Annotated in this window: 22 protein-coding genes; 17 read left to right on the top strand and 5 right to left on the bottom strand. The window is 47.6% G+C overall.

The annotated features are described in order from the left end of the window. Window position 1: 1 nt before the first annotated feature. The 13 genes from L5M38_RS12420 (at window position 2) to L5M38_RS12360 (ending at window position 16,980) form a co-directional block, all read left to right on the top strand. On the top strand, window positions 2-865 hold the full coding sequence (locus L5M38_RS12420; RefSeq protein ID WP_263179290.1) for an HlyD family secretion protein: 864 nt from the start codon (window positions 2-4) through the stop codon (window positions 863-865). A gap of 5 nt (window positions 866-870) precedes the next feature. Continuing rightward, window positions 871-2,943, top strand: coding sequence for an FUSC family protein (locus L5M38_RS12415; RefSeq protein WP_263179287.1), 2,073 nt, complete (start codon window positions 871-873; stop codon window positions 2,941-2,943). Window positions 2,944-3,106: 163 nt separating this feature from the next. Beyond that, window positions 3,107-3,283, top strand: coding sequence for a hypothetical protein (locus tag L5M38_RS12410; protein ID WP_168826181.1), 177 nt, complete (start codon window positions 3,107-3,109; stop codon window positions 3,281-3,283). Window positions 3,284-3,286: 3 nt separating this feature from the next. Then, on the top strand, window positions 3,287-4,783 hold the full coding sequence (gene putP, locus L5M38_RS12405) for a sodium/proline symporter PutP (protein ID WP_168826179.1): 1,497 nt from the start codon (window positions 3,287-3,289) through the stop codon (window positions 4,781-4,783). Between the two features lie 11 nt (window positions 4,784-4,794). Beyond that, entirely contained in the window at window positions 4,795-5,895 is a 1,101-nt protein-coding gene (gene proB / locus L5M38_RS12400) for a glutamate 5-kinase (protein ID WP_263167945.1), read from the top strand. Between the two features lie 48 nt (window positions 5,896-5,943). Next, window positions 5,944-7,191: a glutamate-5-semialdehyde dehydrogenase gene (locus tag L5M38_RS12395; RefSeq protein ID WP_263179285.1), complete on the top strand. Its 1,248-nt coding sequence runs from the start codon at window positions 5,944-5,946 to the stop codon at window positions 7,189-7,191. A 402-nt stretch (window positions 7,192-7,593) separates the two neighbouring features. Next, entirely contained in the window at window positions 7,594-9,780 is a 2,187-nt protein-coding gene (locus tag L5M38_RS12390) for a TonB-dependent siderophore receptor (protein WP_263179284.1), read from the top strand. Window positions 9,781-9,819: 39 nt separating this feature from the next. Beyond that, window positions 9,820-10,461, top strand: a complete 642-nt coding sequence (locus tag L5M38_RS12385) for a DUF4198 domain-containing protein (protein ID WP_263179282.1) — start codon at window positions 9,820-9,822, stop codon at window positions 10,459-10,461. Between the two features lie 27 nt (window positions 10,462-10,488). Then, window positions 10,489-11,538, top strand: coding sequence for an efflux RND transporter periplasmic adaptor subunit (locus tag L5M38_RS12380; protein ID WP_263179281.1), 1,050 nt, complete (start codon window positions 10,489-10,491; stop codon window positions 11,536-11,538). Between the two features lie 4 nt (window positions 11,539-11,542). Continuing rightward, on the top strand, window positions 11,543-14,710 hold the full coding sequence (locus tag L5M38_RS12375; protein WP_263179280.1) for an efflux RND transporter permease subunit: 3,168 nt from the start codon (window positions 11,543-11,545) through the stop codon (window positions 14,708-14,710). Beyond that, the gene (locus L5M38_RS12370; protein WP_263173903.1) at window positions 14,703-15,071 is read left to right on the top strand and encodes a hypothetical protein; all 369 of its coding nucleotides are present in this window, start codon (window positions 14,703-14,705) and stop codon (window positions 15,069-15,071) included. The genes L5M38_RS12375 and L5M38_RS12370 overlap by 8 nt, the downstream gene beginning before the upstream one ends. Beyond that, a complete protein-coding gene (locus L5M38_RS12365) occupies window positions 15,068-16,657 on the top strand; it encodes a PepSY-associated TM helix domain-containing protein (RefSeq protein ID WP_263179279.1) in 1,590 nt (529 codons plus the stop codon). Before L5M38_RS12370 ends, L5M38_RS12365 begins: the two co-directional genes overlap by 4 nt. After that, window positions 16,654-16,980 (top strand): DUF3325 domain-containing protein, encoded by a 327-nt coding sequence (locus tag L5M38_RS12360; RefSeq protein ID WP_259510925.1) that lies wholly within the window; start codon window positions 16,654-16,656, stop codon window positions 16,978-16,980. Before L5M38_RS12365 ends, L5M38_RS12360 begins: the two co-directional genes overlap by 4 nt. 373 nt (window positions 16,981-17,353) lie before the next feature. Here the strand turns inward: L5M38_RS12360 and L5M38_RS12355 are convergent, their stop codons facing one another. The 3 genes from L5M38_RS12355 to L5M38_RS12345 form a co-directional block, all read right to left on the bottom strand. Continuing rightward, entirely contained in the window at window positions 17,354-18,877 is a 1,524-nt protein-coding gene (locus L5M38_RS12355; protein ID WP_263179277.1) for a KAP family NTPase, read from the bottom strand. Between the two features lie 62 nt (window positions 18,878-18,939). Further along, window positions 18,940-19,092, bottom strand: a complete 153-nt coding sequence (locus L5M38_RS12350; RefSeq protein WP_263179276.1) for a hypothetical protein — start codon at window positions 19,090-19,092, stop codon at window positions 18,940-18,942. A 10-nt stretch (window positions 19,093-19,102) separates the two neighbouring features. Next, window positions 19,103-20,635, bottom strand: a complete 1,533-nt coding sequence (locus tag L5M38_RS12345; RefSeq protein ID WP_263141342.1) for a DUF3612 domain-containing protein — start codon at window positions 20,633-20,635, stop codon at window positions 19,103-19,105. A 254-nt stretch (window positions 20,636-20,889) separates the two neighbouring features. Here L5M38_RS12345 and L5M38_RS12340 point away from each other — a divergent pair, with 254 nt between their 5' ends. Next, the gene (locus L5M38_RS12340) at window positions 20,890-21,453 is read left to right on the top strand and encodes a malate synthase (RefSeq protein WP_011845404.1); all 564 of its coding nucleotides are present in this window, start codon (window positions 20,890-20,892) and stop codon (window positions 21,451-21,453) included. Between the two features lie 286 nt (window positions 21,454-21,739). Continuing rightward, entirely contained in the window at window positions 21,740-22,690 is a 951-nt protein-coding gene (locus L5M38_RS12335; RefSeq protein ID WP_263179274.1) for a YeiH family protein, read from the top strand. 23 nt (window positions 22,691-22,713) lie between these two features. Here L5M38_RS12335 and L5M38_RS12330 read toward each other — a convergent pair whose 3' ends face one another. Beyond that, the gene (locus L5M38_RS12330) at window positions 22,714-22,860 is read right to left on the bottom strand and encodes a hypothetical protein (RefSeq protein WP_105253023.1); all 147 of its coding nucleotides are present in this window, start codon (window positions 22,858-22,860) and stop codon (window positions 22,714-22,716) included. 113 nt (window positions 22,861-22,973) lie between these two features. Then, window positions 22,974-23,519: a helix-turn-helix transcriptional regulator gene (locus tag L5M38_RS12325; protein ID WP_012090629.1), complete on the bottom strand. Its 546-nt coding sequence runs from the start codon at window positions 23,517-23,519 to the stop codon at window positions 22,974-22,976. A 145-nt stretch (window positions 23,520-23,664) separates the two neighbouring features. On the opposite strand from L5M38_RS12325, the gene L5M38_RS12320 reads away from it, so the two are divergent. Both L5M38_RS12320 and L5M38_RS12315 read left to right on the top strand, forming a co-directional pair. Next, the gene (locus L5M38_RS12320; RefSeq protein ID WP_263179273.1) at window positions 23,665-24,888 is read left to right on the top strand and encodes a metal transporter; all 1,224 of its coding nucleotides are present in this window, start codon (window positions 23,665-23,667) and stop codon (window positions 24,886-24,888) included. After that, window positions 24,885-25,913, top strand: a complete 1,029-nt coding sequence (locus L5M38_RS12315; RefSeq protein ID WP_263179272.1) for a membrane fusion-like protein — start codon at window positions 24,885-24,887, stop codon at window positions 25,911-25,913. The genes L5M38_RS12320 and L5M38_RS12315 overlap by 4 nt, the downstream gene beginning before the upstream one ends. Window position 25,914: the final 1 nt, after the last annotated feature.

Genomic DNA, 25,914 nt, shown 5'->3' with positions numbered 1-25,914 from the left:
CATGGGAAAAATCTTTCGTATCAGCCTCACCCTTATTGTGGTCGCGATTGCAGGTATCGCCGGACATTGGATATGGTCGCACTACCTTTATTCTCCTTGGACCCGCGACGGCCGAGTTCGCGCCGAAATCATTACCATAGCGCCAGATGTATCCGGTTGGGTGAACCAACTGAATGTAAAAGACAATCAAGTCGTCAATAAGGGTGATGTGTTGTTCACTGTGGACGATACCCGCTACAAGGCCACGATTGCCGAATTGAATGCCAAAGCGGAAAGCCAAAAATTGGCATGGGAACTGGCAAAACATAAATACAAACGCCGTATCGGTTTGACCAATGCCAACTTAGTCAGCAAAGAAACCTTCGACGAAGCCTTTATCAATACCGAACTGGCAAGAACCAGTTATGAACTCGCACAGGCACAATTGAATACCGCCAAAATTGACTTAGCGCGGACGCAAATTCACGCTCCCGAAAATGGCACCCTGATCAATTTAAGCCTGCGTAATGGCAACTATGTCAGCAAAGGCAACTCAGTATTTTCGCTCGTTAAACAAGACTCTCTCTATATCACAGGGTATTTTGAAGAAACCAAAATCCCCTTGGTTCACATAGGTCAAAACGCCGATGTCAGCCTGATGAGTGGTGGCCATGTCTTGCATGGCAAAGTGGTCAGCATAGGTAAGGCGATTGCCAATACCAATGTCACCACTAATGGGCAGTTATTGCCGCAAATCGGCCAAACCTTTAATTGGGTGAGGTTGTCGCAGCGGATTCCGGTCGATATCCAGCTAGATAACATTCCTAAGGACATAGAGCTGAGCGTCGGCATGACAGTTTCCATCCAGCTACAGACTGACAAATAGTCATTATGACGCTGTTACTTAAGAGTTTATTTTTTCCTGACCGACGAACCCTCATCTTCGCGATTAAGGGCGTGATCTCGATGGCGCTCGCCTTATATGTGGCCATGTTCTTAAATTTAGAACGGCCATATTGGGCGCTGGTGTCGGCGGTATTTTTGCAAATTCGCCCCGAAAGTGGACTCGTGATCGAAAAGGGCTTATGCCAAATCGGCGGCACCTTAGTCGGCGCGCTCGCGGGGATTGCCATACTCAACGAGTTTACGCCCTATCCCGAACTCGCCTTAGGATTACTCGCCTGCTGGATAGGGCTAAATTCTGGGTTGTCGGCCATGGTACGCCAGCAAAACTTTGTCTATGCTTTTGCTATGGCGGGCATGACAGCCTGCTTGATAGTGCTCATTGTGATGGCAAGCCCGAGCACGGCCGATAGTGCAAAAATATTCGATGTGGCGCAGGCGAGGATCAGCGAAATTATCGTCGGCGCAATTTGTGCCGTCTTGGTCAGTTCGCTACTTTGGCCGACTAAGGTAAAACATGGTCTGCAACTGCATGCTAAAAACACAATTAATCAAACACTTAAATATCTTGCATTAGAACTAGATTTACAGGGCGTACATGCGAGCCGCCATGAACATATCGACACTATTATGGAATCAGTATCGGCGCTGAGTGACGACTCCAGCGCGGTGATTTATGAAGGTCCCGAAGGTCGCGGGCAGAGCCATGCGGCGAACTTTCTCTGCAATAAAACCCTTTCGCTGTTGGCGGCAATCCAAATATTTGGCCGACTACAACGTAATCATTCCCATCTGGTCAGCGAACCGCTCGCGAAAACCTTAGCCAATATGCGCAGCAGTTTTACCCTGATGGCGCAATCCACTGATGACCAAGAATGCTACAAAATGGCGCGTACTTTAAGGTATCAACTCCAACAAAACCTGATGCAATACCGCGACCGAACCCCATTAGAGACTCGCTTACTCAAAATTGCGATGGAGTTAAGCGCCGATCTAATCATGGTACTCAAGAGTTATAACGTACTGACAAGCAATTCTGCGGTACAACTCAACGCGCCGCCAATGGAATTTCACCGAGATCCACTGATAGGGTTTACGACCGGTCTACGCAGCATGGCGGTATTTGTCATTGGTGCTTCGCTGTGGATCGGCACAGGGTCGAGCGCGGTACTCATGATGATCCTGATGCCAGTGGTCTTTTCCATCATGATGGCGCGCCAGCCACTGCCGATGCTAACCACGATTTTGCGCCGTATTCTTGTCGGTATCACTATCGCTGTGCCCCTCACAGTGTTTTACGCTTTACCTTTGCTGGCAGAGAGTAGCGGTGATTTCGAAATCCTCATTTTAGTGCTCGCAGGCCCCTTTTTTATTGGGCTACTCGCCTTAGCGAATCGACCGACCTTGCCCTATGGTCTCGGGATTTGCGTGCCGTTTGCGGTATTAGTACAGCCCAGTAATACCATTTCATTTGCGATAGAAAACACTGTCAGCAATGCCTTAGCGATTTTTGTTGGCGTCACTGTGCTGTATTGGTTGTTTAAATTGATTACCGAACCTAGCCAGCGGTTAATGCAATATCGTCTGCTGCAATCCATCCAAAAAGATCTAGTGCATATCGCGCAGCATAACGATCCTGAGCCTTGGTTTAACGCCCGCATGGGCGATCGACTGCTGCGGATAGCCAGTTACGAAAAAGGCTCGGGCAAGAGTTCGAGGGTATTTACCGATCTGGTGTTCACTGCACTGAATCTAGGCCATGTGTCGATTCGAATGCGGCGCATGTTGCAGGGGATTTCAGATACGCACTCAGACTTAGGCTTAGAAAATGCACTCAACCTCTGGCAACACAATTTAGGTCAGGCATTTATCACCTGCGCCCACGGCCAAGTCGCAGAAGAGTTTAACACCAGCAGCGAAGCCTTATTACAAGCGCTAGCGCAATGCCCGTTACCCCACGAACAATTCACTCTGATTACTGGGATGTTTGAACGCATCACATTAACCTTCGAACGCACTGCCCACAGTATCGCCGAGCAGAAAAACACCTCAGCAAAATAGTCAGTTCTCAAACTATTTTCCGCCCCAAAAGCTACTCTCGTACCGCCGCCACAACCATTTAAATCCAATAGAAGCTTGATATTTGGCCGATAAAATGCCTTAATATAATTAGATCACTAACTATATTGGTGATATAAATTCAATTATCAACCAAGGAGCAATTATGTCTACGGAGAACCCACCAGAGGAAAATCTTATCTCGCAAGTAGCAAGCTTTACCCGATTACACGCCAAGGAAACAATGCAGTTTATGTGTTTATGCGCAATATTAAGCACCTATCTCTTTGTCATTTTGAAACCGAGTATTATTCAAAATAACAAAGCGTTAGGAGACAAATAATCCATGAATTACCTGGCTTACGTTTCCTTAGCGATTTACTTTATCGCCATGCTTGCTATTGGCTTATTCGCCTATAAAAAATCCACCAGCGATGTATCCGGCTATATTTTGGGCGGCCGCAAGGTGAGCCCACAGGTCACCGCACTCTCAGCGGGTGCATCTGACATGAGTGGCTGGATGCTAATGGGTCTTCCCGGCGCAATGTTTTTGGTTGGTTTCGAAACCATTTACATCGCACTTGGACTATTAATTGGTGCTCTAATTAATTACTTGGTCGTTGCACCCAAATTAAGGGTCTATACCGAAGTCGCGGATAACGCCCTCACTATCCCGGAGTTTTTTGCTAAACGCTTCGGCAATGCCAACAGCAGTATCCGAATTATCTCGGCCGTGATCATTGTGATCTTCTTTACCTTGTATACCTCAGCGGGTTTAGTGGCTGGCGGTAAGTTATTTGAGTCAGCATTTGGCCTGAACTACGACATAGGTTTAGTCGTCACCCTCGGCGTAGTGGTTTCTTATACCTTGTTGGGCGGATTCTTAGCAGTGAGCCTCACTGACTTTGTCCAAGGCTGTATCATGTTTGTCGCTTTAATCTTAGTGCCTGTGGTGGCATATCAAGAGTTTACCAGCGCTGACACTATGCTGAACTTTGCGTATCAATCGATTCCACACTTCACCGATGCCATGCAGAACGTCACTATGTTAGGGCTTATCTCAAGCTTATCTTGGGGACTCGGTTACTTTGGCCAACCGCACATTATTGTGCGCTTTATGGCAATTCGTTCAGTCGCTGACATTAAAACCGCCAGACACATAGGTATGGGCTGGATGACAGTGACCATTGTGGGTGCACTGGCAACAGGTCTTGTCGGTATCGCTTACGCCAATAAATTTGGCATGAAGCTGACCGATCCTGAAACCATCTTTATCGTGTTTTCTGAGTTGTTGTTCCATCCGATCATTAGTGGCTTCTTATTAGCCGCAATTCTGGCCGCGATCATGAGCACCATTTCATCGCAACTATTAGTGTCATCAAGCTCGCTAACGGAAGATATTTATCGCGTGATCTCGAAGAAAGAATCTAGCGAAAAAGACATGGTGAAAATGGGACGCTTTGGCGTAGCAGGCGTGGCAATTGTAGCAAGTCTACTGGCGCTTGACCGCTCTAGCAGTGTGCTGTCATTGGTGAGTAATGCATGGGCAGGATTCGGTGCAGCCTTCGGTCCGTTAGTCTTGTTTAGCTTGTATAAAGCTAACCTAACCCACAAAGCCGCGATTGCCGGCATAGTGTCAGGTGCAGCCACAGTCCTGTTTTGGATTTATGCACCAGTACTTGCTGACGGTAAAGCTTTAACCACAGTGGTGTATGAGATGATCCCCGGCTTTGCCGTGAGCAGTGTGGTGATTTGGATAGTCTCGTTACTCGATACTGATCCTTGTGCCAAAACCACTAAATTATTCCATAAGGCTGGCCGTGTTTTAGCCGAAGACAGATGAGGCGCGCAGGTATGACTGACTTACCCTGGAAACGCATTGTCGTTAAGGTAGGTAGTGCCCTGATTGCTCCACACAAACAAGGTTGCAGCAGCCACTACTTACTCGGCATTGCCCAATTTATTACTTATTGTCGTGCACAAGGGATCCAAGTTGTCTTGGTCTCTTCGGGTTCCGTCGCCGCGGGATGGCATCACTTTGGCGTGGTGGATAAACCGAGCGTCACTGTGAAGAAAGCCATGGCAGCAGCAGGTCAGGCCGATATGATGGCCACATGGAACAAGTTATTTGATTTCCCGACCGCACAGCTACTGTTAACCCACGGCGATTTACGCAATCGAGATCGTTATATCAGTATTAAAGATACGATTTTCAGCCTACTCGAACATGGGCTATTGCCTATCATCAACGAGAACGATGCCGTTACCGCCGACAAGCTCAAAGTTGGCGATAACGATAATCTCTCGGCCATGGTAGCCGCGGCGGCCGATGCCGATACCCTGATTATCTGTTCAGATGTGAACGGGCTTTACACACAAAACCCCCATGAAAATCCCGATGCACAGCTTATCAAGCAAGTGAACGAGATTAATGCCGAAATCTACGCCATGGCAGGCGGCGCCAGCAGTGCCGTCGGTACGGGGGGAATGCGGACTAAGATACAAGCCGCCAAGAAGGCGATTTCCCACGGGATCGAAACCTTTATTATCAATGGTTTTGATGCCGACTCATTCAACCAATTGTTGAAGGGCCAAAACCCAGGAACCTTATTTACCCCCGATGAGAAGCCAATGCAGGATCACTTGCACTGGATGACACATACCTCGCAGGCTCAAGGCGAAGTCATTGTTGAAAATGACTTTAATATCGCCCTTGATATCCATAGCGAGCAATTGACCAGTGACGATGTCGTTGCCATCAATGGGGACTTTTCTGTCGGTGACACCATTTTAGTACGCAAAGACGATGGCACTAAATTGGCCAAGGCCAAATCCAATTACAGCAGCTGTTTACTTAGCTTTATTACGGACCAAGACGATCGCGAGTTTGCCAGTGAATTTCAGCAAAAGACTGGACCGATTATTTCCGAGAAAAACATCGCCATTCTCGAATAAGCATCAGCCGAATAAAACTAAGCGAGTAAACATCTAAGCGGAGTAAATATGACTTTAATCAAAAACTTATCTCAAGAAGCTGCCAAAGCGGCTCTGATCCTCGCCCAAGTTGACGAACAGCTTAAAAATACTGTACTCCTCGATATGGCATGCTCATTACGCGAAAAGTCCTATGAAATCCAAAGCGCAAATTTAATCGACTTACACAGAGCGACCGCCGATAACGTCGGCCCTGCCATGCTCGACCGATTAACGCTAACGCCAGAGCGTATAGAAGCTATGGCGGTAGGCATTGAAACCATCGCCGCCTTACCCGATCCCATTGGCAACGAACGCTATATTGGTCAACGACCTAACGGCTTAACCATCAGCAAGATGCGCGTGCCATTAGGCGTGGTTTGTATGATTTATGAAGCGCGCCCCAATGTCACCGCCGATGCGGGTGCCCTATGCTTTAAATCCGGCAATGCCGTGATTTTGCGCGGTGGTAAAGAGGCGCTGCACAGCAGTAAAATTATCGCCACCATTTTGCAAAGTGTATTGAAACAATACGGCTTGCCCGAGGCGTTAATCACTGTGGTGCCAGACCCAGATCGCGCCCTCATGCTAGAACTGCTGCAGCAACGAGATTATATCGATGTGATCATTCCCCGCGGCGGCGAAGGCTTGATTAACTTTGTGACTGACAACAGTAAAATCCCAGTGATCCAGCATTTTAAAGGCGTGTGTCATTTATACGTCGATAAAGATGCCGATCTGGATATTGCTATGGACTTACTGCTCAACGGTAAAACCCAGCGCACTGGCGTATGTAATGCCCTCGAAGCCCTATTAGTACACCAAGAAATTGCCTCGCAATTCCTGCCTAAAGTAGCCAAAGCGCTGGCCGAGCATAAGGTTAAAATCAACGCTTGTACTCAAGCCGGTGGTTATTTTGAAAACTGTACTTACATGGAAGAAGACGATTTCGGCCAAGAGTATTTAGACCTCGAAATCGCCATTCGCCAAGTGGATCACTTCGACCATGCTATCCAACATATTGCCCGTTTTGGTAGCCAGCACACCGAAGTGATTTGCACCGAAAACGAAGTCACAGCCGCACACTTCCAACGTGCAGTCGATGCTTCTGTGGTAATGGTCAATGCCTCTTCGCGTTTCTCCGACGGCAGCGAACTCGGCCTTGGTGCGGAAATCGGCATCGCGACATCTAAGCTTCATGCCTACGGCCCAATGGGACTCGAATCCTTGACCGCTGAGAAGTATTTAGTCTCAGGCACAGGCCAAGTGCGGGCGTAAACCTAAGGTGTAAATCACACTTTTAGGCTTAACAAGTCCGTTGGATTTCGATTCAATTGTAAAGATTAAAGGCCACAGTCAGTAACGACTGTGGCCTTTTTGTTGGCTAAATTGACTCGAACCACAACAGCCTGAGTTCCCAGTCAATGCCCTGAAACCGAGTTATAGTAAGGCATGCGCTAAAACCTCAGATCCCACTGCGACGGCTTATCACAGCTCGCTGACAAGCTATTCGCCAATAAGTTACAACCCAGCTTAAACAATTTACACATTGAGCATATTGCATTTATTTTCAACAAACCTATCATGCGATCGATTCTCATTTGCACCTAAACGCTTTATTTGCACTCAGGATCACCAATCATCATTTAATCTGAAATCGCCTGAAAGGATTGAAATACCATGCCTCCCCTATCTGTTTTAACGTCTTGGCGCTCGCCATTGATCCCTGTACTTCTCAGCACACTTACTCTGACGGTTCAAGCCAATACTGACCCTAAGCAAGATGAGAAAAAAGATACAGAACAGATAGAAAGATTGAACGTGGTAGGAACATACACCCGCGCGGCAATGAATAGCGCCACGGGTTTGTCTATGTCACTCAAAGAAACCCCACAAAGCGTCACTTTAATTACCGAAGAAATGATCAGTGACAAAGGTTTGATCACTATGGAGTCAGTGTTAAATCACACTCCTGGCGTCACTATGGTGGGCGATGCCTCTGAAAACAGTCAGATATTCGTGCGCGGCTATGCACTCGACAGCGGGGTGCAAATTGACGGCTTAATCACAACCTCTTCATCCCATGTTTACAGCGGCTCAATTGATCAAGGTTTAGACCCTGTGATTGCCGAACGGGTTGAAGTATTAAAAGGAGCGGCAGGGATTTTAAGCGGTTTAGGTGAACCTTCTGCCACGGTTAATTTTATTCGTAAACGTCCAACGGATGACACCCGTGCCACGGCAAGTGCAAGTTATGGCTCATGGAATACCTATAGACTTGAGGCCGATGTTTCTGGCTGGCTAACGGATTCGGGCAATGTGAAAGGTCGATTCGTGAGTGCGGTGAAGAAAGGCGATTCTTTTATCGATCGCTATCAGCGCGATACCACAGTGCTCTATGGCGTAGTTGAAACGAGTCTCGGCACAGATACTAGCTTGTCGCTGTTTGCGGACTATCAAAAATCACAAACCGACGGTGTGTATAACTGGAACTCTAATCCCGCATTTTATACCGATGGCACAGCTGTCGATTTTGGCCGCAACTACTCTAGCTCACAGGACTGGACCCATTGGGACGTGACCCAAAAGAGTCTCATGGCCGAATTTAAACATAGATTCGATAACGACTGGTCACTCGTCAGTGCCTATCGTATCGCTAACGCCACCATAGACGCATTGGCCTTTTACCCAGGCGATTATATCGTCAAATCAACCGGCGAATTTGTTGGCCCTTGGGGCGATACTTATGCCGCCCAACATGATCGTGAATCCGATACCAACAGTTTCAACCTGTATGCAACGGGTAACTTCGACTTGCTCGGCCGTGAACATAGCGCTGTGATCGGTTTTAACTATGGTGACAACGAGTTCGATAACATCAACACGAACTCCGCCCCCCAACGTCGCTATAACGTTGCGGATCAGGGCAATTACCCCAAGCCTAATATTCCTAATTCACCCACCAATGGCCAAACCAATGAGCAAAGCCAATCGGGTGTTTACGGCACTGTCCGTGTCAATCTGTTGGATTCACTGAAATTAATGGTCGGTGGACGCGTAAGTAACTGGTCCTATGAAAAGCATGATCTCGTGGGTAACAGCACAGATGCGACCATGGAAAAAACCGGTATTTTCATCCCCTACTACGGCCTAGTCTACGATGTGACCGAGCAGATCGCTGTCTACGCTAGCCGTACTGAAATCTTCAAACCTGGCACCTATTTTGGTGAAGATGGCCAACTGCTCGAACCTGCAGAAGGCACAAACGTCGAAGGCGGCGTCAAGGTCGCGCTGTTCGATGACACGCTAAACATGTCAGCCGCCATCTACGAAACCAATAAAGACAACGAACCCGAATATGCAGGTAAAGGTCAGCTACCTTCCGGTGACTCTATCTACGAAAGTGTGGATGGGATTACCACCAAGGGCTATGAGTTAGAAATTGCCGGACGTCTTACCGACTTATGGGATATCAGCGGCGGTTATACCCACAACAATGCAGAAGATAAAGATGGCCTACGTCGTCAAACTTATCTGCCCGAAGATATCTTCAAACTCACCACTAAATATAACTTTGAAGACATTCTGCCGGGCATTACTGCAGGTGCAAGCTGGCGCTGGCAGAGCAGCACCTTCTATCAAGGCACTATTTGGGGTGTCGATGGCGCGCCGAATGTGGCTTACCGCCAAACACAATCCGCCTACTCACTCGTTGACTTAATGTTTGGCTACCAAATCACACCTTCTATTTCTATGCAATTAAACATTAACAATATTTTCGACAAGAACTACAACCGTTCACTCTGGGGTTACGCCGACTTTGGCGAGCCACGTAATGCCACACTATCACTACGTTGGACGCTCTAAAACATAGCCCTAACCCGAAATAACATTAAGGATGATCAAATGAAACAAGCACTTGTAATACTCACTTTACTCGGCGGTATCGCTTTTTCGGCTCAAGCACATGAAGTATGGCTTGAGCGTAATAACGATGGTTCAGTTAAAGTGCAATTTGGCGAACCGGGTTCAGAGCAAGCTTCGGCAGAAGAGTTAGCATCGTTAAGCGCGGCGCGTATTTTCGCCGCCAATGCCAAGACACCGTTAACCGCCACAACGCAGGCCGATCATCTACTGGTCAAAACCCAAGATAGCAAGAGTGACATCAGTTTCTATGCCGATACCGCGTGGCAACCATGGAAAACTGAGACCGGATTGCAGGCCGCAATACTCTATGCCCGCACGGGACAAGAACACACAAAAGCGCTGCAAGATTTTGAATTTACGCCAGTAAAGTCAGGCGTTCCCGAGTTTGTGCTTAGCTATAAAGGCGCACCACTGGTGAATCATCCAGTACAAGTTTATCGCCCCGGTTTTTGGAGTAAATCTTTCACCACCGATGCCCAAGGTAAATTCGCCCTCGATACCCCAGATGCGGGCCGCTACTTACTCGTCAGCAACCACACCACAGAAGGTAAGCAAACACTGGCTGGCAACGAGGTTGATAGCGTTTTACACATCACCACCACGAGTTTTATCAGTCAGTAACAATCTTAATAGTGAGATGGAGTTAACGTGCAGTATTTAATGATAGGTTTATACCTGCTGTGTTTTGCAGTTCACGCAAGCGCAGTACCTGTAACAGTCGCCTTGCCCCAAACGGGCAGCACCAATGAACTGTTGCCACTCAGTGGCTCCATTAAATCCGCACGGGTGGCTCGCTTATCGGCACGTACCGATGGCCTAGTCGCCAAAGTGCTGGTCGATGCGGGCTCGCAAGTCCGCGCAGGCCAGCCTTTACTCGCACTCGACGATACCTTAGCCGTACATCAATTAGCACAGCGTCAAGCCGATGTAATAGCCGCTAAGACCATGCTGGCAGAAAAGCAGCGACTCCTCACCGAGGCGCAAACGCTCAGCGCTCAGCAGTTATTCCCCGAAACAGAGCGCGCGATTCGCCAAGCGGCGTTAACCGAGGCCGAAGCCAATCTGCAGAGTTTAACGGCAGCACTCGCACACCAAAAAGAGGTAGTCGCCCGTCACCAACTGATGGCACCGTTTGCAGGGGTGATCTCCAGCAAACAAACTGAAACCGGTGAATGGGTTAATGTCGGCACTGAAATCTTCACCTTAGTATCCCAAGAACAGCTCTGGCTCGACATTCAAGTGCCGCAGGAAATGTTCCAAAGCGTAGCCACTGCGACTCACGTGGACATTTCCGCCGACATGCTGCCTGAACAAGCGTTTATCGGCCATGTGAATGCCCTTGTCCCTGTGAGCGACCACAATGCTCGCAGCTTCTTGGTACGCTTGACTATTCCCGAAGCGGATGGACTTTTGATGCCCGGCACATCGGCCACCGCCATCTTCCACTTACAGCGGGCGCAACACAGTGTTGTCGTGCCGCAAGATGCGCTAGTCCGTCACCCCGACGGCCAGTTCAGCGTCTTTACCGTGCAAAACAACATAGCCCAACGCCATACCGTTCAAGTGGGCCATACGAGCGCCATCGGGATTGAAATCCTCAGCCCATTACCCAAAGATGCGCCCGTAGTGATCCGCGGTAACGAGAGCCTACAAGACCAACAGTCAGTCTCTGTGCTCAACTCTGTCATAGGAGGTTAGTAGGATGCTAAAGTTTGGTATTAAACATGGCACCTTACTGTCGGTCATCGTCTTGATATTCTGCGTATTGGGCACGGCTGCCGCACTGCGTATCCCAATCCAAATGATCCCCGACTTAGATGTGCGCACCATCAGTGTCGCCACAGGTTGGCCGGGAGCAACGCCGCAAGACGTCGAAAAAGAAATTCTACTTGAGCAGGAACGCTACCTGCGCACCTTGCCCAACTTACAACGCATGACATCTTGGGCCGATACCGGTTCAGCATGGGTAGAACTCGAATTCCCCCAAAGCACTGAGATCAGTGACGCGCTTATTCGTGTTAGCAATGCGCTCAGCCAAGTATCGTCTTATCCAGAAAACGTCGACCAACCACGGCTTTACAGCAGTTCATATTCAGACAACGCTTTCATGTATTTCCGTCTCGTGCCTGTCGCGGGGAACCCGCTGAATCTAGACATAGACATGATGCGCGATTTCGCTAACGACTTTATTCGGCCACAAATGGAGCGCGTCAAAGGCGTTTCCTCTGTCACCATTCAAGGCGGCGCCGAACGGCAAATCCAAATACTGCTCGATCCCGCCAAACTCGCCCAACGTGGCATCAGCATTATGGACGTGCGCCAAGCCATTCGAGATCGCAACAAGGACACTTCTGCGGGCGATATCGACAGTGGTAAAAAACGTTATTTACTGCGGGTAATTGGCCGTTTTGAGGATTTAAATCAACTTAAGCAACTGATTTTAAAACGCCAAGGTAATACGAATATTCTGCTGCAAGACGTTGCCGAGATAAAACTCGACCACGCCGAGATCCGTGAACTGTCCTTTGCCGAACAAGAACGCACCCTCAGCTTAGCGGTCAAACGGGATGTCGGTTCTAACGTTATCGCCATCAAAGATGCCATGATGCCCGTGATAGCGCAGATCAATCAAAATCAACTCGCCCAGCACGCCATGCAGTTAGAGTTATTCAGTGATGATGTGCGCTATGTGCAAGATTCAGTTGAAAATGTGTGGGTGAATTTAGGTCTAGGTGCCTTACTGGCAACCTTGGTCATGTACCTCTTCTTGCGCTCGAATCGAGCAACCCTGATTGGTGTTATCGGTATTCCGCTGTGTACCTTAGCCGCCTTCGTCGGGCTGCTGGTGTTTGATCGCACCATTAATGTCATTTCATTGGCGGGTGTTGCCTTTGCCATAGGCATGACGGTCGATAACAGCATTGTGGTGCTCGAAAGCATTGAACAAGCGCGCAGACGCGGATTAGATCGTCTCGAAGCAGCCATAAGTGGTATCTACGATGTGTGGCCTGCGGTACTGGCCTCGACGCTCACCACAGTACTAGTGTTTGTACCCATTCTATTTATCAAACAAGAAGCGGGACAACTGTACTCGGATATCGCGATTGCCATCGCTTCATCCATTATCGCTTCTATGCTGGTCGCGGTGTTCATCGTACCCGCCGCTATTGCCCGTTTTGGTTTCGGTAAGATGCACTCGGCGCAGACAAACCAAAGTGAGCCCCCCAAAGCATCACGCATATTGAGCTTAGTCAGCCAACTTGTACTGTCGGCAAGACGCCGCACCTTTGTGATTGTGCTGTCACTCGTCTCGACGATTGGGCTTGCGGCTTGGCTTATGCCTCCGGCCGAATATTTACCCGAAGGCGAAGAACCAAAAGCCTTTACTTCTATGGTCGCACCGCCGGGTTACAACCTATCGGAAATGGCTAAAATTGCTGAAGAATTAACGACTCAGCTATCTGCGAGAGTCAATGCCGAGGCAACATCCTTTGAATCTGGTGAGCAAAAAATTCCGCCACTAAAATACTATACCCTCAGCGTGGGTGTCGGCAGTATTTGGGTGATGAGCGAGCCCGTTCGCAGCCAAGATATGGATGCCATGATGAGTTCACTCACCGCCTTATTTGAGCAATATCCTGGCATGCGCGCCTATTCATCGCGGGGCTCCATTATTTCCAGCAACGATGGTGGCACCCGCGCTGTCGCCTTGGACATTTCTGGCCCAAATCAAGTCAGCCTCTATCGTGCTGCAGAAGCGGCGTATCAAGCGGCGGAAAAAGTATTTGCCGAACCACAGCTGTATTCAGACCCATCGACCTTGTCGCTAGACCAACCACTTTGGCAGATTTCCCCTCGCTGGCAACGTCTTGTAGAACAAGATTTTAGCGGCAGCGAGTTTGGCTATGCGGTTTCGGCACTGAGCGATGGCGCCTATGTCGACGAGTTTTTCCTCAATGATAACAAGGTGGATATCTTTCTATTTAGTCTGGCAGGCAATCAACAGAGTCTGTCGCAATTGGCACTTGCTCCGATAGTCACGCCTAAGGGTAATGTACTGCCACTGCAAGCCTTGGCCGACATTAGTGAGCAAATGGATAGTGACAGTTTACGCCGCGTCGATGGCCGCAGAACGGTGACCCTTTACATTATTCCGCCACGTTCCATTGCGTTAGAAACCGCTGTGGCTAAGGTGCGGGAAGAATTAGTCCCCATCCTCTATCAACAAGGTGCTGTCGGCAAAGATGTCAGTTTGGATATTTCGGGCGCAGCCGATCAGCTCGAAGCGACGAAAGCGGCACTCTCCAGCAATTTTCTGGTCGCCGTGTTGATCATCTACTTGTTATTAGTCGCGATTTTTAATCACTGGGGTTATCCGTTATTTGTGCTGATCACTATCCCGCTCGGACTTGCGGGCGGTTTAGTCGGCTTACAAGCGCTTAATTATACTGGCAGCTTATTTGCGTATCTTGGCGGCCAAGGTTGGCACCAACCCTTTGATATGATTACTATGCTTGGATTTCTAATCCTATTAGGCACAGTCGTTAACAACCCGATTTTGATCGTGGAACAGAGCCGTAAAAACCTGCAATCGGGTCAGTTTGGTGTCGTTGATGCCGTCAAATCTGCCGTCGCCAGTCGATTACGACCGATTCTAATGTCTACCGCGACGACCTTGTTTGGCTTATTGCCGCTGGTGTTATTCCCCGGTGCTGGCAGCGAACTCTACCGCGGCGTTGGCATAGTGGTATTGGCAGGTCTTATCGTGGCAACGCTACTCAGCTTAACCTTTTTACCCGCCTTGTTAATCTCTGTGCTATCCCGCACTCACAAGACAAATTCAGCAGAAGTGGCACACCATCATGACTGAAAAAACCAACATGACTCCACCGTTAACACAAAGACTGATGCGCTGGAAAACGTCAGCCATCTGGAGCGATAGCCTGAACATAGGCAATCGCTGCCTCGCAGCAACCTTTGGTGGCTATTTGTTAAGTGCGGTAGCGACTATTTTGCTCGCACAAATCCTGCCGTTATCTCAGGTTGATCGGGTGTTAACCGCCATGATGCTGTCATTTACTGTGTACACCTGCGCCGTGATTTGGGTGTTCAGCGTTAAATCAACATGGCGATACTGGCTGGATTTATTCGCGCTTAGCGGTCTGCTGTATTTAGCTTACCTCGCCGCTAAAGCGTTTGATGCTACAAGTGCTCAAGGGAGTGGATTATGAAAGACTCCTTTTTTCGTTCAATGACTTGGCTACACACTTGGGTTGGATTGCTCACCTGCTGGGTGTTGTTTCTGGTTTTTTTCGCCGGAACAGCGGCCTATTACCGTGCTGAAATCAACCTGTGGATGCAACCCGAAAACCACGGCAGCCAATATGATGCCAATGCGGATAATCAACAATTGATACTCAAGGGCCTCACGTCCTTGGCACAACAAGCACCTGACGCTGAGTCATGGTGGATTTACTTACCCACACAACGGGTGCCATTACTGACCTATGCATGGAGCGATCCCGCCGCTGAAGGCCAGCGATTTGGTGATTATCATCAAGGCTTTATTAACCCTGCGACAGGTGAAGCCTTACCTAAAGCACGGGAAAGCCGAGGGGGCGACTTTCTCTATCGACTGCATTTCGACTTGTACTATATGAGTGTGCTCACAGCGCGTTGGATTGTCGGCTTTTGCACTATGTTCATGCTAGTCGCCATCATCAGCGGGATAGTGATCCACAAACGTATTTTTAAGGATTTCTTTAGTTTTCGCCCCGGAAAAGGCCCGCGCTCTTGGTTAGATGCCCATGTCGCCAGCTCAGTGCTCGCATTGCCCTTTCATCTTATGATCACTTACACCGGTCTAGTGACTTTGATGTTTATGTATATGCCATGGGGACTTAACACGCAATATGGTGATGAAACTCAAGCCTTTTATTCGCAATGGAAACCCATTTACCAAACTCCCGCCGCCACTGGCACACCAGCCACTATGCTCGATAGTCAGAGTTTACTCAGTGCGATTCACAGTGTCGTGGGTGAGTCGCCACTTGAAGGCTTGCAGTTTGATAATCTCAACGACAGCAATGCCAGCGTAACAGTCAAAATCGCCCCTGAGCACAGCTTAAATCAGCAAGCGCCTTGGTATCACTTGTCTACTGTGACCGGTGCTGTGTTGGCGCAGTCGGCTGTGACTTCGGGAGCGAATCAAACCCAAAGTGCCATGATAGCCCTGCACAGTGGTCGCTTTGCAGGCCAAGGCCTACGTTTACTGTATTTACTGGCGGGATTAACGGGCTGCGTGATGATCGCCAGCGGCGCGATTATGTGGGCCGATAAGCTGGCACAAAAGCAGCTTAAAAAAGATAAGAATCATAGCGGGCTCACGCTAGTGAACATGTTGAATCTCGCCACCTTTGCTGGCCTGCCCATTGCGCTAGCCTGTTATTTTTATGCCAATCGACTCTTACCCGTCACCTTTGCGAATAGAGAGAACTGGGAAATCCATTGTTTCTTTATCAGTTGGGCGTTAGTCGCACTGCTCGCTTGTTTCAAACGAGATAAACAAACATGGCAACGACTCTTTTTACTCACCGCCTTGCTTTATGGCCTGCTACCTCTGCTCAACGCCATGACTTCGCAGTATCAGCTGATAAGCAATCTACAGCGCCAAGCCTATGTTCTTGCAGGATTTGATCTCATGATGCTCGGACTTGCAGCGCTGTTTTACATGGCAGCCAAACGCTTGCGTAGCCCTAAAAAAGTGCTGGCTACACGGGTAACCAAAGCGACGACAGAATTAGGAGTTGAATCATGACAGCCACAGGCGAATTGTTAACCTGTTTTATCGCCATGGGGCTGTTGGCCTTGTCTTATTTTAGCCACCACCGCGCCGTGCGTAACCGCCCGTTAACCGATGCACAGGCACGCGGATTTCGCACCGCTGGTACTGCAACGCTCGTCCTGTGCTATTGGCTTGCCAGTCGTCATTACGGCCCAGCGTACGCCAGCGTATTACTGCTCGGCTGGGTGTGTTTAAGTTCGATAATCCTAGTGATTTTACTCAGTTACAAACCACGCTGGTTACAGCCCATATTGCCCGCCAGCACCGTAGTGTGTTTGCTCGGTTTGTTGTATTAAATACCGAATGAAATCGATTATGAGCGAGGCTAATTGATAAAAATCATAGAGTAGGAATTGTGAGATGAGTTCTTTTTAAAGCGATAAACACATGAGTGACGACATAACTAATGATTAAGCACTCTCATTCCAGTGACTCGCCGTGAATATATCCCTATAGGCTCGACGGCGGCATCTGATATAGAAGGACCTACGAATGTCGCGATCACATGGATGTGAAAGAGCGACCATGCCGCCAACGGTCACTTACATGCGAGTGCTTAATCTCGTTAATCTCTGTGTATTTTTGAAGCTTACAATTGTTACATTAATACCAAAATTTCATAAATGGATAGCTCTAAAATGACTAAGGAGTATAGATAAGCGCTTCTTTCTATTCATCAAAAGACACTGCTAACTCTACCCAGTTTTTATAATCCGTTTTACTTGCAGAGAGATTTAATAATTGCTCTTGACGGTAACAATCTATTTTATCAAAGTAAGATATACTTTTTTCATGTTTTTCATCTAAATGCTTTATATACATACTCTTATCTCTAGGTATCCAATTCGAGCACATTTTATTCATTTCAGCCAGCAATCCATTTAATCCTAAATTAAAAGAAAGGCCACGTGGTGATGTAACTAATTTAGGTAAAAAGCCTTCTTCATGATTATAAAAACAAATAGGAATATCATCTATGAAATATCCAATACTTGATATTGAAAGAGAAAAATCATGGTCTTTATCATTTGCTTCAACCCATTCACTATAAAGCGAAAAATGCTTATCCCTCAAGACAAATAAAGTCAGCAATAAATAAGGGGTAAATGTCTTGGGTGTATTGCTTAAAACAGCTATAAATTTATCCGTTAACTGCTCAGTTTCCCTTAGAGAAAGCCTAAATCTATCCGCAACAGTAGAAACCACGTTAGTAAAGTCATCTAATTCAGCTAGACTAGGTACGTATTCCTTCCATTTCGGATTGTAAGTTACCTTGCTTTCTGCAATACGGCTTACAAACTCATAGCGGGAAAGCTCTGTTAACGAGTAACGGCGCCTGAAGAATCGCCCTAAATAGGTTTGAGCATCAAAGCCCTCACCATAAACAGCTTTCACTGCATGCTGTAATTGCTCCGTATCAGTCGCAACAACAAATGCAATATTATCGAGCTCAAAAAAGTGCTTCACGACTTCTAACATCTCTACTGCGTAACTTGGACGACAGCGATCTAATTCATCGATGAATATAAAAGCTGGTGCTTTTAAAGTACCCTTTTTATGTGCAATTACCGCAGTAATTAATTCTTTAATTTCAGATCGTAAATATTCAACCGACTTCAGTTTATCGTTGTGATCTTTCACTAAGCATTGTGCAATGGCCGCGCCTGACTCACCGAAAATATCCGATGAACCTTTGCCATCACTTTTATGCTCAGGCGATATTTTATCTTCGTCTTCGATTGAAACATCATCGAGATTCAAACCAGTTGCCTTTTTCACCAATCCTTTGAGTAAAGCAGGTGCAGCGGCCTTGATAAAACGAGCAGATTTCTTGGCAATATTTAACACAGCTTTATTGTCAGGTGGCAGTTGCTCACTTAAAGCGTTTATCAAAGATGAAATCACCGTAAGCATTGGGTCGTCTGAATAGTCCTGCTTCCAAGCATCAATATAAACGACAGGGTGACTCTCTTTAATGCTCTCTATCCAGCGGTTAATGAAATAGGTTTTACCCGATCCCCACTTAGCGTTTAGGTTTAATACATAACCGCCATCGATGGCATTACTTGCCAAATAGTTGTGCAAAAATGAAGCGTATCTTGCTCTATTTAATGTGTCTTTTGGAAATAATTCCGTTCCATCAGTGCATAACATAGGCTTCTGCCAGTTAAACTCTACAATATCATCAGACATAAAATCCCTTTTTATTAATCAGTTACTCATACTTCAGAATAAAGTCGTTATTTTTTTAACTATCAACTAAATGAGTGATACAGACAAACACAGGAGTCCACAGAGTTAAGCACTCTCGCGGCAGTGACCGTTGGCGGCATGGATGCCGTCGTCGAGCCCTCAGGGACGAGTTTACGGCGAGTCACTGGAGTGAGAGTGCTTAACATCAATCCCATCTGCGATACTTTATTCAGTACCATCACACTGTGATTTACCCGCTTGATAACAGCTGGGTTGACGTGGGCATACGGCGCCGCGAGAGCAAATAAGGCGGGCGTCGTTTTTGATCCCGCGTTCTATCCAGTTGATATTGAGGATTTTTGCGACGCTCACCAGATCGCTTTTAATGTGTTTGGGAATAGCGACTGAACCGCCGCTGGCGACACAGGCATTCTTCAAATCGTGGGCGATAGACAGGGCATCTTTACCTTGGGCTTCAATCGCTGGATTTAAATCTATGCCAGCACAGAGAACATGGGGATTGCCTGCCGAGTCTTCGACTTTAATCGACTCGCAGCAGTAAATGCGTGGTTCGTTGCCGACGTTTAAAATCGAAATCTGTGCCGAAGTGCCGACCGTCGGCTCGCTGATCATCCTAAAGACGGCCCAATGCTGACAAGGGTCTTCCACTAATCGCATATTGCCCCAAGGCAGTGGAATACCGTTACCACGGTAAACGGCTTTGAGTTTGCCCGGCGCGTAAGCGTCGAAATAATGCCAATGAGGATAAGGAGATACCACTGTCATGCGCCGCATTGCGACTGAGGCTGACACTTGCAGTTGCTTGTGTACTTCAATCTCATAACCGTGGCGGTCGAGTAATTGGCGATAAGGCACTTTAGGGCACAGCAGCGCACCGGCGAAGAAGCTCGATTCAAAATCGCGCCACGCATGCAAGATATCCTGCGCATTCAAGGTATTGGACTGCATACCCGCCTCTTCATCCACTTCTAATTTGCGACCTGAGATCATCACACTCTTGAGGCCGTCCTTGTTGTGCAACACGCAATGACCTATGTGCACGGCTAAATCATATTTGAGTCTGTTGGGGCGATTTTTGAGGATTTTATTTACATAAATCGTGCTCGGCGGCTCAATAAATGAGGTGACCAACTGACGCGAACTCACGCCCATTTCATCGATAACTTCCTGCGGCGTACTGTCTATCCACTTGATTTTTAATCCCATTCCCTTAGCGATATCCAGCATATCGTCCAGAGATAAGGGCATACGTTTGAGGCCGACTTCTTCAGCGGCACGTTCAAGATCGGGGAAATGATTTTGATGATGTTCTTGATGGGCGCGGATCAATAAATGGGCAAACTGCCGACCTGAGATCCCTGTCTGCGACAGCATCTCAGGTATCGCTATTTGTAAAATATCATTGGAAAACAAAAAGCTGGGTTCGAGTGCCATACCACTTATGCCACCACGTCGGCCCTTGTCTGGCGTAATGGCGTTTTCTTCGGGCACATCGTCTAAGAACCATTCGGCGTCTTTTTGAAAAACCGCGGCGATCACAGCCAGCATTCCTGCACTCGGCACACGCTTGCCACGTTCGATCATCGACAAATATGACACAGAGGGCGCACTTCCCGCATCGACTCGAATGCATCGTGCCGACAAATCTTCCATAGTTAAATTATTACGTTTCCGTAAGTTACGTATTTTTGTGCCTAGGAAATGTGATTTTCTCATCAAGCTCTGGTCATTGCGCATTTTGTAAAATTCACAGTGTAAAATTTTTATTGTGAAATTGTAGTAAAAAAAAGACTAGACTACAAATCAAGCAATCAAGGAAAGGCTAATGCGAACAAGCTAAGCCATTCCAGTACAAGAAATGCTTAACCACTCACACTTAAAGTGGCTAAGCACTCAAAGCGGACAAACCAAATTGAAGACAAACTTTGATAAGCCAAAAGTGAAATCAAAACCCTGAATTTTTTAAATTGAAAGAGTGAGAGGAACAAGCGATGAATATGTCAATTATCAAGAGCAACCAGATCCAACCGAATCTAAACAGCCTCATCGCAGAAGAAGTGCTAGCCGTGGCCCAAGTGAATGTCGCCGAGCACGAGAAGATCGCTAATGCGAAACAATTCCTCGACCGCCTCTTTCCACTTAACTCTGGTTCACACCAAGATGTGAGCAGCTATGTGGTTTACTACCAACACCTGTTGGCCTTTTTTGCCGACGGCAGCCACAGTGGTTTACGTCAGCCAAAACAGTTTGTGGCCTTTAACGGCACTAAAGATGCGCCTTGCGCCATAGTGTTACAGGACCTAGGTTGTCACGTTGAACTCAGTTTCGACCGCAGTGGCATGATAGGTGCGAGAGACGTTGCCAATCTGGAAGATATCCAAATCGGAACGTCATTAAACATGGTAGTCGGAACACCAGAGTCACGTTCTGCCGCATCGCGCCATTGGCTCAGCCTATTACATGCGGGTATGTCCAGCGCCAACGACACCCAAGATAAGTTGTTTACCGCAAAGGATGGCAGCGATTACAACTTGAAAAGTATCGTAAATTTATAATTGCACGCTTTGTAACCTCGCCATTTATTATCTAGCCAAGAAGATGAACTGAGCTCAGTTCATCTTCTTCGATTTACCCTCCTGCTTTGCACAATCCTCTGAGAGTCAATAAAACTGACTGACTAGATAAGTTTAATTGATTTTATTGAGGCTCATACACCCAGCTATAATGCCCTCTTGCATCTGTCTCCATGATCAATCCAATTGATCGCCATTTTGTATCCGTCGCTTAATGTGAAGATCTGTGGTTGGAACGATAAACCGAATCGCTCGAGCCTAAGGCGTTATGAATTCTTCATCGACATCACAGCAAGATAATAAGACTCATCGCATCGTTTTCATCTGTGCGGGTTTGTTATGCCTCGCGCCTTTTATCTCATCGCCCATGGCGCTAGTGTTAGGTTTTACCTTAGCCAGCCTTGGTTGGGTGCCAGTGCAATGGAATATCGCCGCACTCACCAAAAAACTCCTGTCTTATTCGATCATTGGCTTAGGGTTTGGGATTAACTTAAACGCGGCGATCGAGGCGAGCACCCACAACTTCGGCCTGATTGTTGGCTCAATCTTTTTCACCCTCAGCTTAGGGTTTGTGCTCACCCGCGCCCTGAAATTTGATCATGTCACGGGCCACTTAATCGCCTCTGGTACCGCTATTTGCGGTGGCAGTGCCATTGCCGCAGTCGCTCCGGCCATCAATGCGCGTAACGATCAAACCGCCACTGCATTAGCCTGCGTATTTGTGCTCAATTCAGTCGCGCTATTTTTATTCCCCGCACTCGGCCACTTGCTCAATATGAGCCAATACGATTTTGGCGTGTGGAGCGCCATCGCCATCCACGATACTTCATCGGTTGTCGGCGCGGCTTCGGCCTACGGCGATGAAGCCTTAAAAACCGCAACAACCATAAAACTCGCCCGTGCCCTGTGGATTATTCCGATAGCATTGGTCAGCGCTATGTTGTTTGGTGGCAATAAGCGCAAGCTTATCCTGCCGTATTTTATCGGTTTTTATTGTTTAGCCATTGCCGTGGCCCATTGGTTGCCACAATTCCACGCTGTTTATGACACCTTATTTATGGTGTCGAAACGGGCATTAGTCCTGTGTTTGTTTTTGATTGGTGCAGGAATTACAGTGCAGAAAATGCGGGCGAGTGGCCCCAAACCTTTGTTGCTTGGGGTGATGCTGTGGGCAGCGATTGGTATCACGTCTTTAGTGTATATTCTTTATTTTCAATAGCTAAGATTTAACTCAAAGCCAATCTACTCTGCTGTCGGCTTCATTCGCCAAGCCCAGTAGAGGACGCCAACAAAGGCGGAGAATTCGATAAGTGAGCGCACGAGTCCTGTGGTTTGCGTCGAAGCGACCAAGGCAATCAGGCAAAACACGATAATCAGCCAGTTTTTCAATTGCATCTTCCTGCAAACTTAGGGGATGCTCATTATTGTTTAGAACTAAAAACTCAGCAAATATCGATTTTCAATAACAAATAGCTATAACAGCTAAGCCAATCCTGCGTTGATTAAGCCGCCTTAGGGCTTGATGCCGCTTCATTCGCAGCAAGATCTTGATTATGTTCTTGAATAAAATCTTCCATAAACCAAGCGCAAAAAGTATGGCGTCCATCGACTGCCGCTTTACCGTAAATGGTCGATGCCTGTTGTCTGACGGTTTTTTCTTTAGTCTGGCGAACTTCGGCAATTTCTTTAAAACTTAAGCCTTTAAGTAATAAAAATGCCACTTGCTGCTCACTCTTAGTAAAGCCCCAAGTCTCGAATTGCTGCGATACAGCTTGGCTGTATTCTTGTCTGGCAGAGCGCATTTGCGTCGACATATTGTCGATTTTCTTATCCGCATGCTCCAACCTTTTAGCCAACGCTTTCACTTCGCGGGAGCGACGAATAAGATCATAACTTAAGTACATGGCACCAATCACAGTGAGCACTAACAGCATGGCTTCCTGGGCAATATGCCATTGGGGAATGCCCAATTGAATGTCGGATGAGATGTCAAAAAGCTTAAAGCATATGATCAAGGCCAACAGACCAATAATGACAAGATCCTTCATCGAAAAACTCCTAAATAAAAGCAAAATCAACCAATTAATTTATGGGACATATGTACCATAGACGGTTTTATGATACATGTCCCCCACGACTTTCGCCCACCAATCCCTACACTGACAGCACACTTTATTACCATAGAATCGTCCTATGTCTGTCAGTACGTCTTGTATCAAGTTATGTCTGTTGGCGACCTTAGTCAGCAGCAGTTTCCTGTGCCACGCCGCTAATTCCGAGCTATCTCAAGCACTCACCACCAGCCAAGCAAGATTACATTCTCTATCTCAATCAGGCGGTCAGTTACCGCAATCACAAATAAGCTTAAGCAGTTCATCTTGGCTCAATGGCCTGCCGAGCATTAGTTTGAGTCACTTAGGTAGCCTAGATAATGGTAACAGCTACGAGCAGGAACTCTCACTCAATTTGCCAATAAAATCCCCTGCTTTGCACAGCAGCGATAAGCAAATTAAACAACTCACCCAAGGCATTCAGGTGCAACAAGCCGCGCTGCAAGGCCTGTATTTATCGGGATTATTGCGACAAAGCCTGTGGGAACATCGTCTTGCTGCAGTGAAACTGGCCCAATTAGATCGCAAGAGCCAATTACTCGACAAGCTTCATAGTCAGCAAAAGCAACTCACAGATGCGGGCGAACTGCCGATTGCCCACATTCTCTTGTTAGAACGCGAACTGGTGGATATTGCACTGGAGCGGGTCGATCTTAATCAGCAACAGGCCGAGGCGCGTGCCCTCTATCAACAACTCACCGGACAAGAGCAAATACCGCAGAACATAGCCGAAACCGCGCGGCCACTTTCTGCCAACAACCAACCCAATGACATGCTCGCGCAGCATCCATTATGGCAACTATTGAGCCTGCAGAAGCAGCAACAGCTGTTGATCATCCAAAGCCAGCAAGCAGGGAATAACGATCCTTGGGCAGTCTCACTCACGGCCAAAAATACCGCAGATAATCAAGTCGATGATCAACAGCTTGGCATCGCCGTTTCTGTACCGCTGACCTTAGGTTCTGCCCTATCACAAACCGAATTATCCCAATGGCAACAAGCCAATACCGAGCACACGCTCAACCTCGACCGTACCTATATCGAGCTGAAAACTCAGCTTAAAAAACTAGAGCAACAGCAACAAAATCTGCTCGACCAACAAACATTGCTGACTCAAGCCTTACACCTTAGCCGCACCATCACAGAGGAACTGGCTAAGGTCAAAGACCAAAACCAAGTTAGCTACGAAGTCTGGCTGCGCCGCTATATGGATGCCCTCGATACCGAATCCCGCTTGGCACTGAACCAAGTCGCGCAGCAACAACTGCACTCCCAACAACTGCAAGCCTTAGGAATTTCATTATGATGGCCAAGTACGGCGCATGCCTTTTCTGTTTATCCGCCAGTGTTGCCACCTTAGTGCAGGCTGAATCCTTAACGATAAGTTCCCTCGGTAATTTAGACCTGAGCTACGTGCAACCACAGAAAGTCGCCAGTTATGAGGGCAGCCCGTTGCCCGCGCAGGTTGAAATCCTCCCCGGTAATGATTACTGGATCAGCACGCCGGAGAATATCCAGCAGATCAGCTTTCTCGTCGGCCAAGGCCAGCTCGTCACTAAAGGCCAAGCGATTGTCAAACTGACAGGGCCAGAAGTGTTCCACTACCTCGCCCAAGTCGAAGCCGCCAGCAGCTTGTATCAACTAGCCAAAAGCCGTTATGAGCGCAATAAACTCTTATTAAACAATGGCAGTATCAGCGCAGAAAAATGGCAAGAGATCAGCCAAGACTACTTCAGTACTCACCTCGAATACGAGCACATGCAGCATTTTATGGAGATAGTCAAAAGCACAGATGCCACCACAGACTCCCTAGTGGTAGGCACGCCAGTGGCGGGGATCGTTAAACTCAACCAAGTGAATGGACCTTATATGGCGGGTTCGCAGCTATTCTCACTGGTGCCCAGCAACAGCATTCGCGTCAAGGTCAGTGTGCCAATGAGTCAGTCGCACTCACTTTCGGCGGTGAATATCAATCAGTGCCATATCGCCATTGAGTCCGTGTCGGCCATCGCCGAAGGTGCGTTTGTGACCGCTTGGTCATCACCCGTACCGCAGGAGTGTAACTTACTGTTAGGACAACAGATCACTGTGATACCCGAGTATCAAAAGGCGGTGTATTTATTGCCTAAAAATAGCGTATTCAGTTGGGAGCAAGACAGCCAAGTCTTCACTAAAACCGCAGACACGCTCACCTCGATTACGATCGATATTCTCGGTTCAACCCCAGAGCAATATATCGTTGAAAGCGATCAAGATCTCAGCCAAATCCAAGTGTTATCCCAGTCAGTTGCTGCAGTCAAAGGCATAATGCTTGGCCTAGGAGGCGAATAAG

The organism is Shewanella sp. SM101 (assembly GCF_025654465.1).
Taxonomy (GTDB): domain Bacteria; phylum Pseudomonadota; class Gammaproteobacteria; order Enterobacterales; family Shewanellaceae; genus Shewanella; species Shewanella oncorhynchi.
The sequence above is the reverse complement of the archived record's forward strand: the minus strand, read 5'-3'. Positions and strand labels throughout refer to the sequence as shown.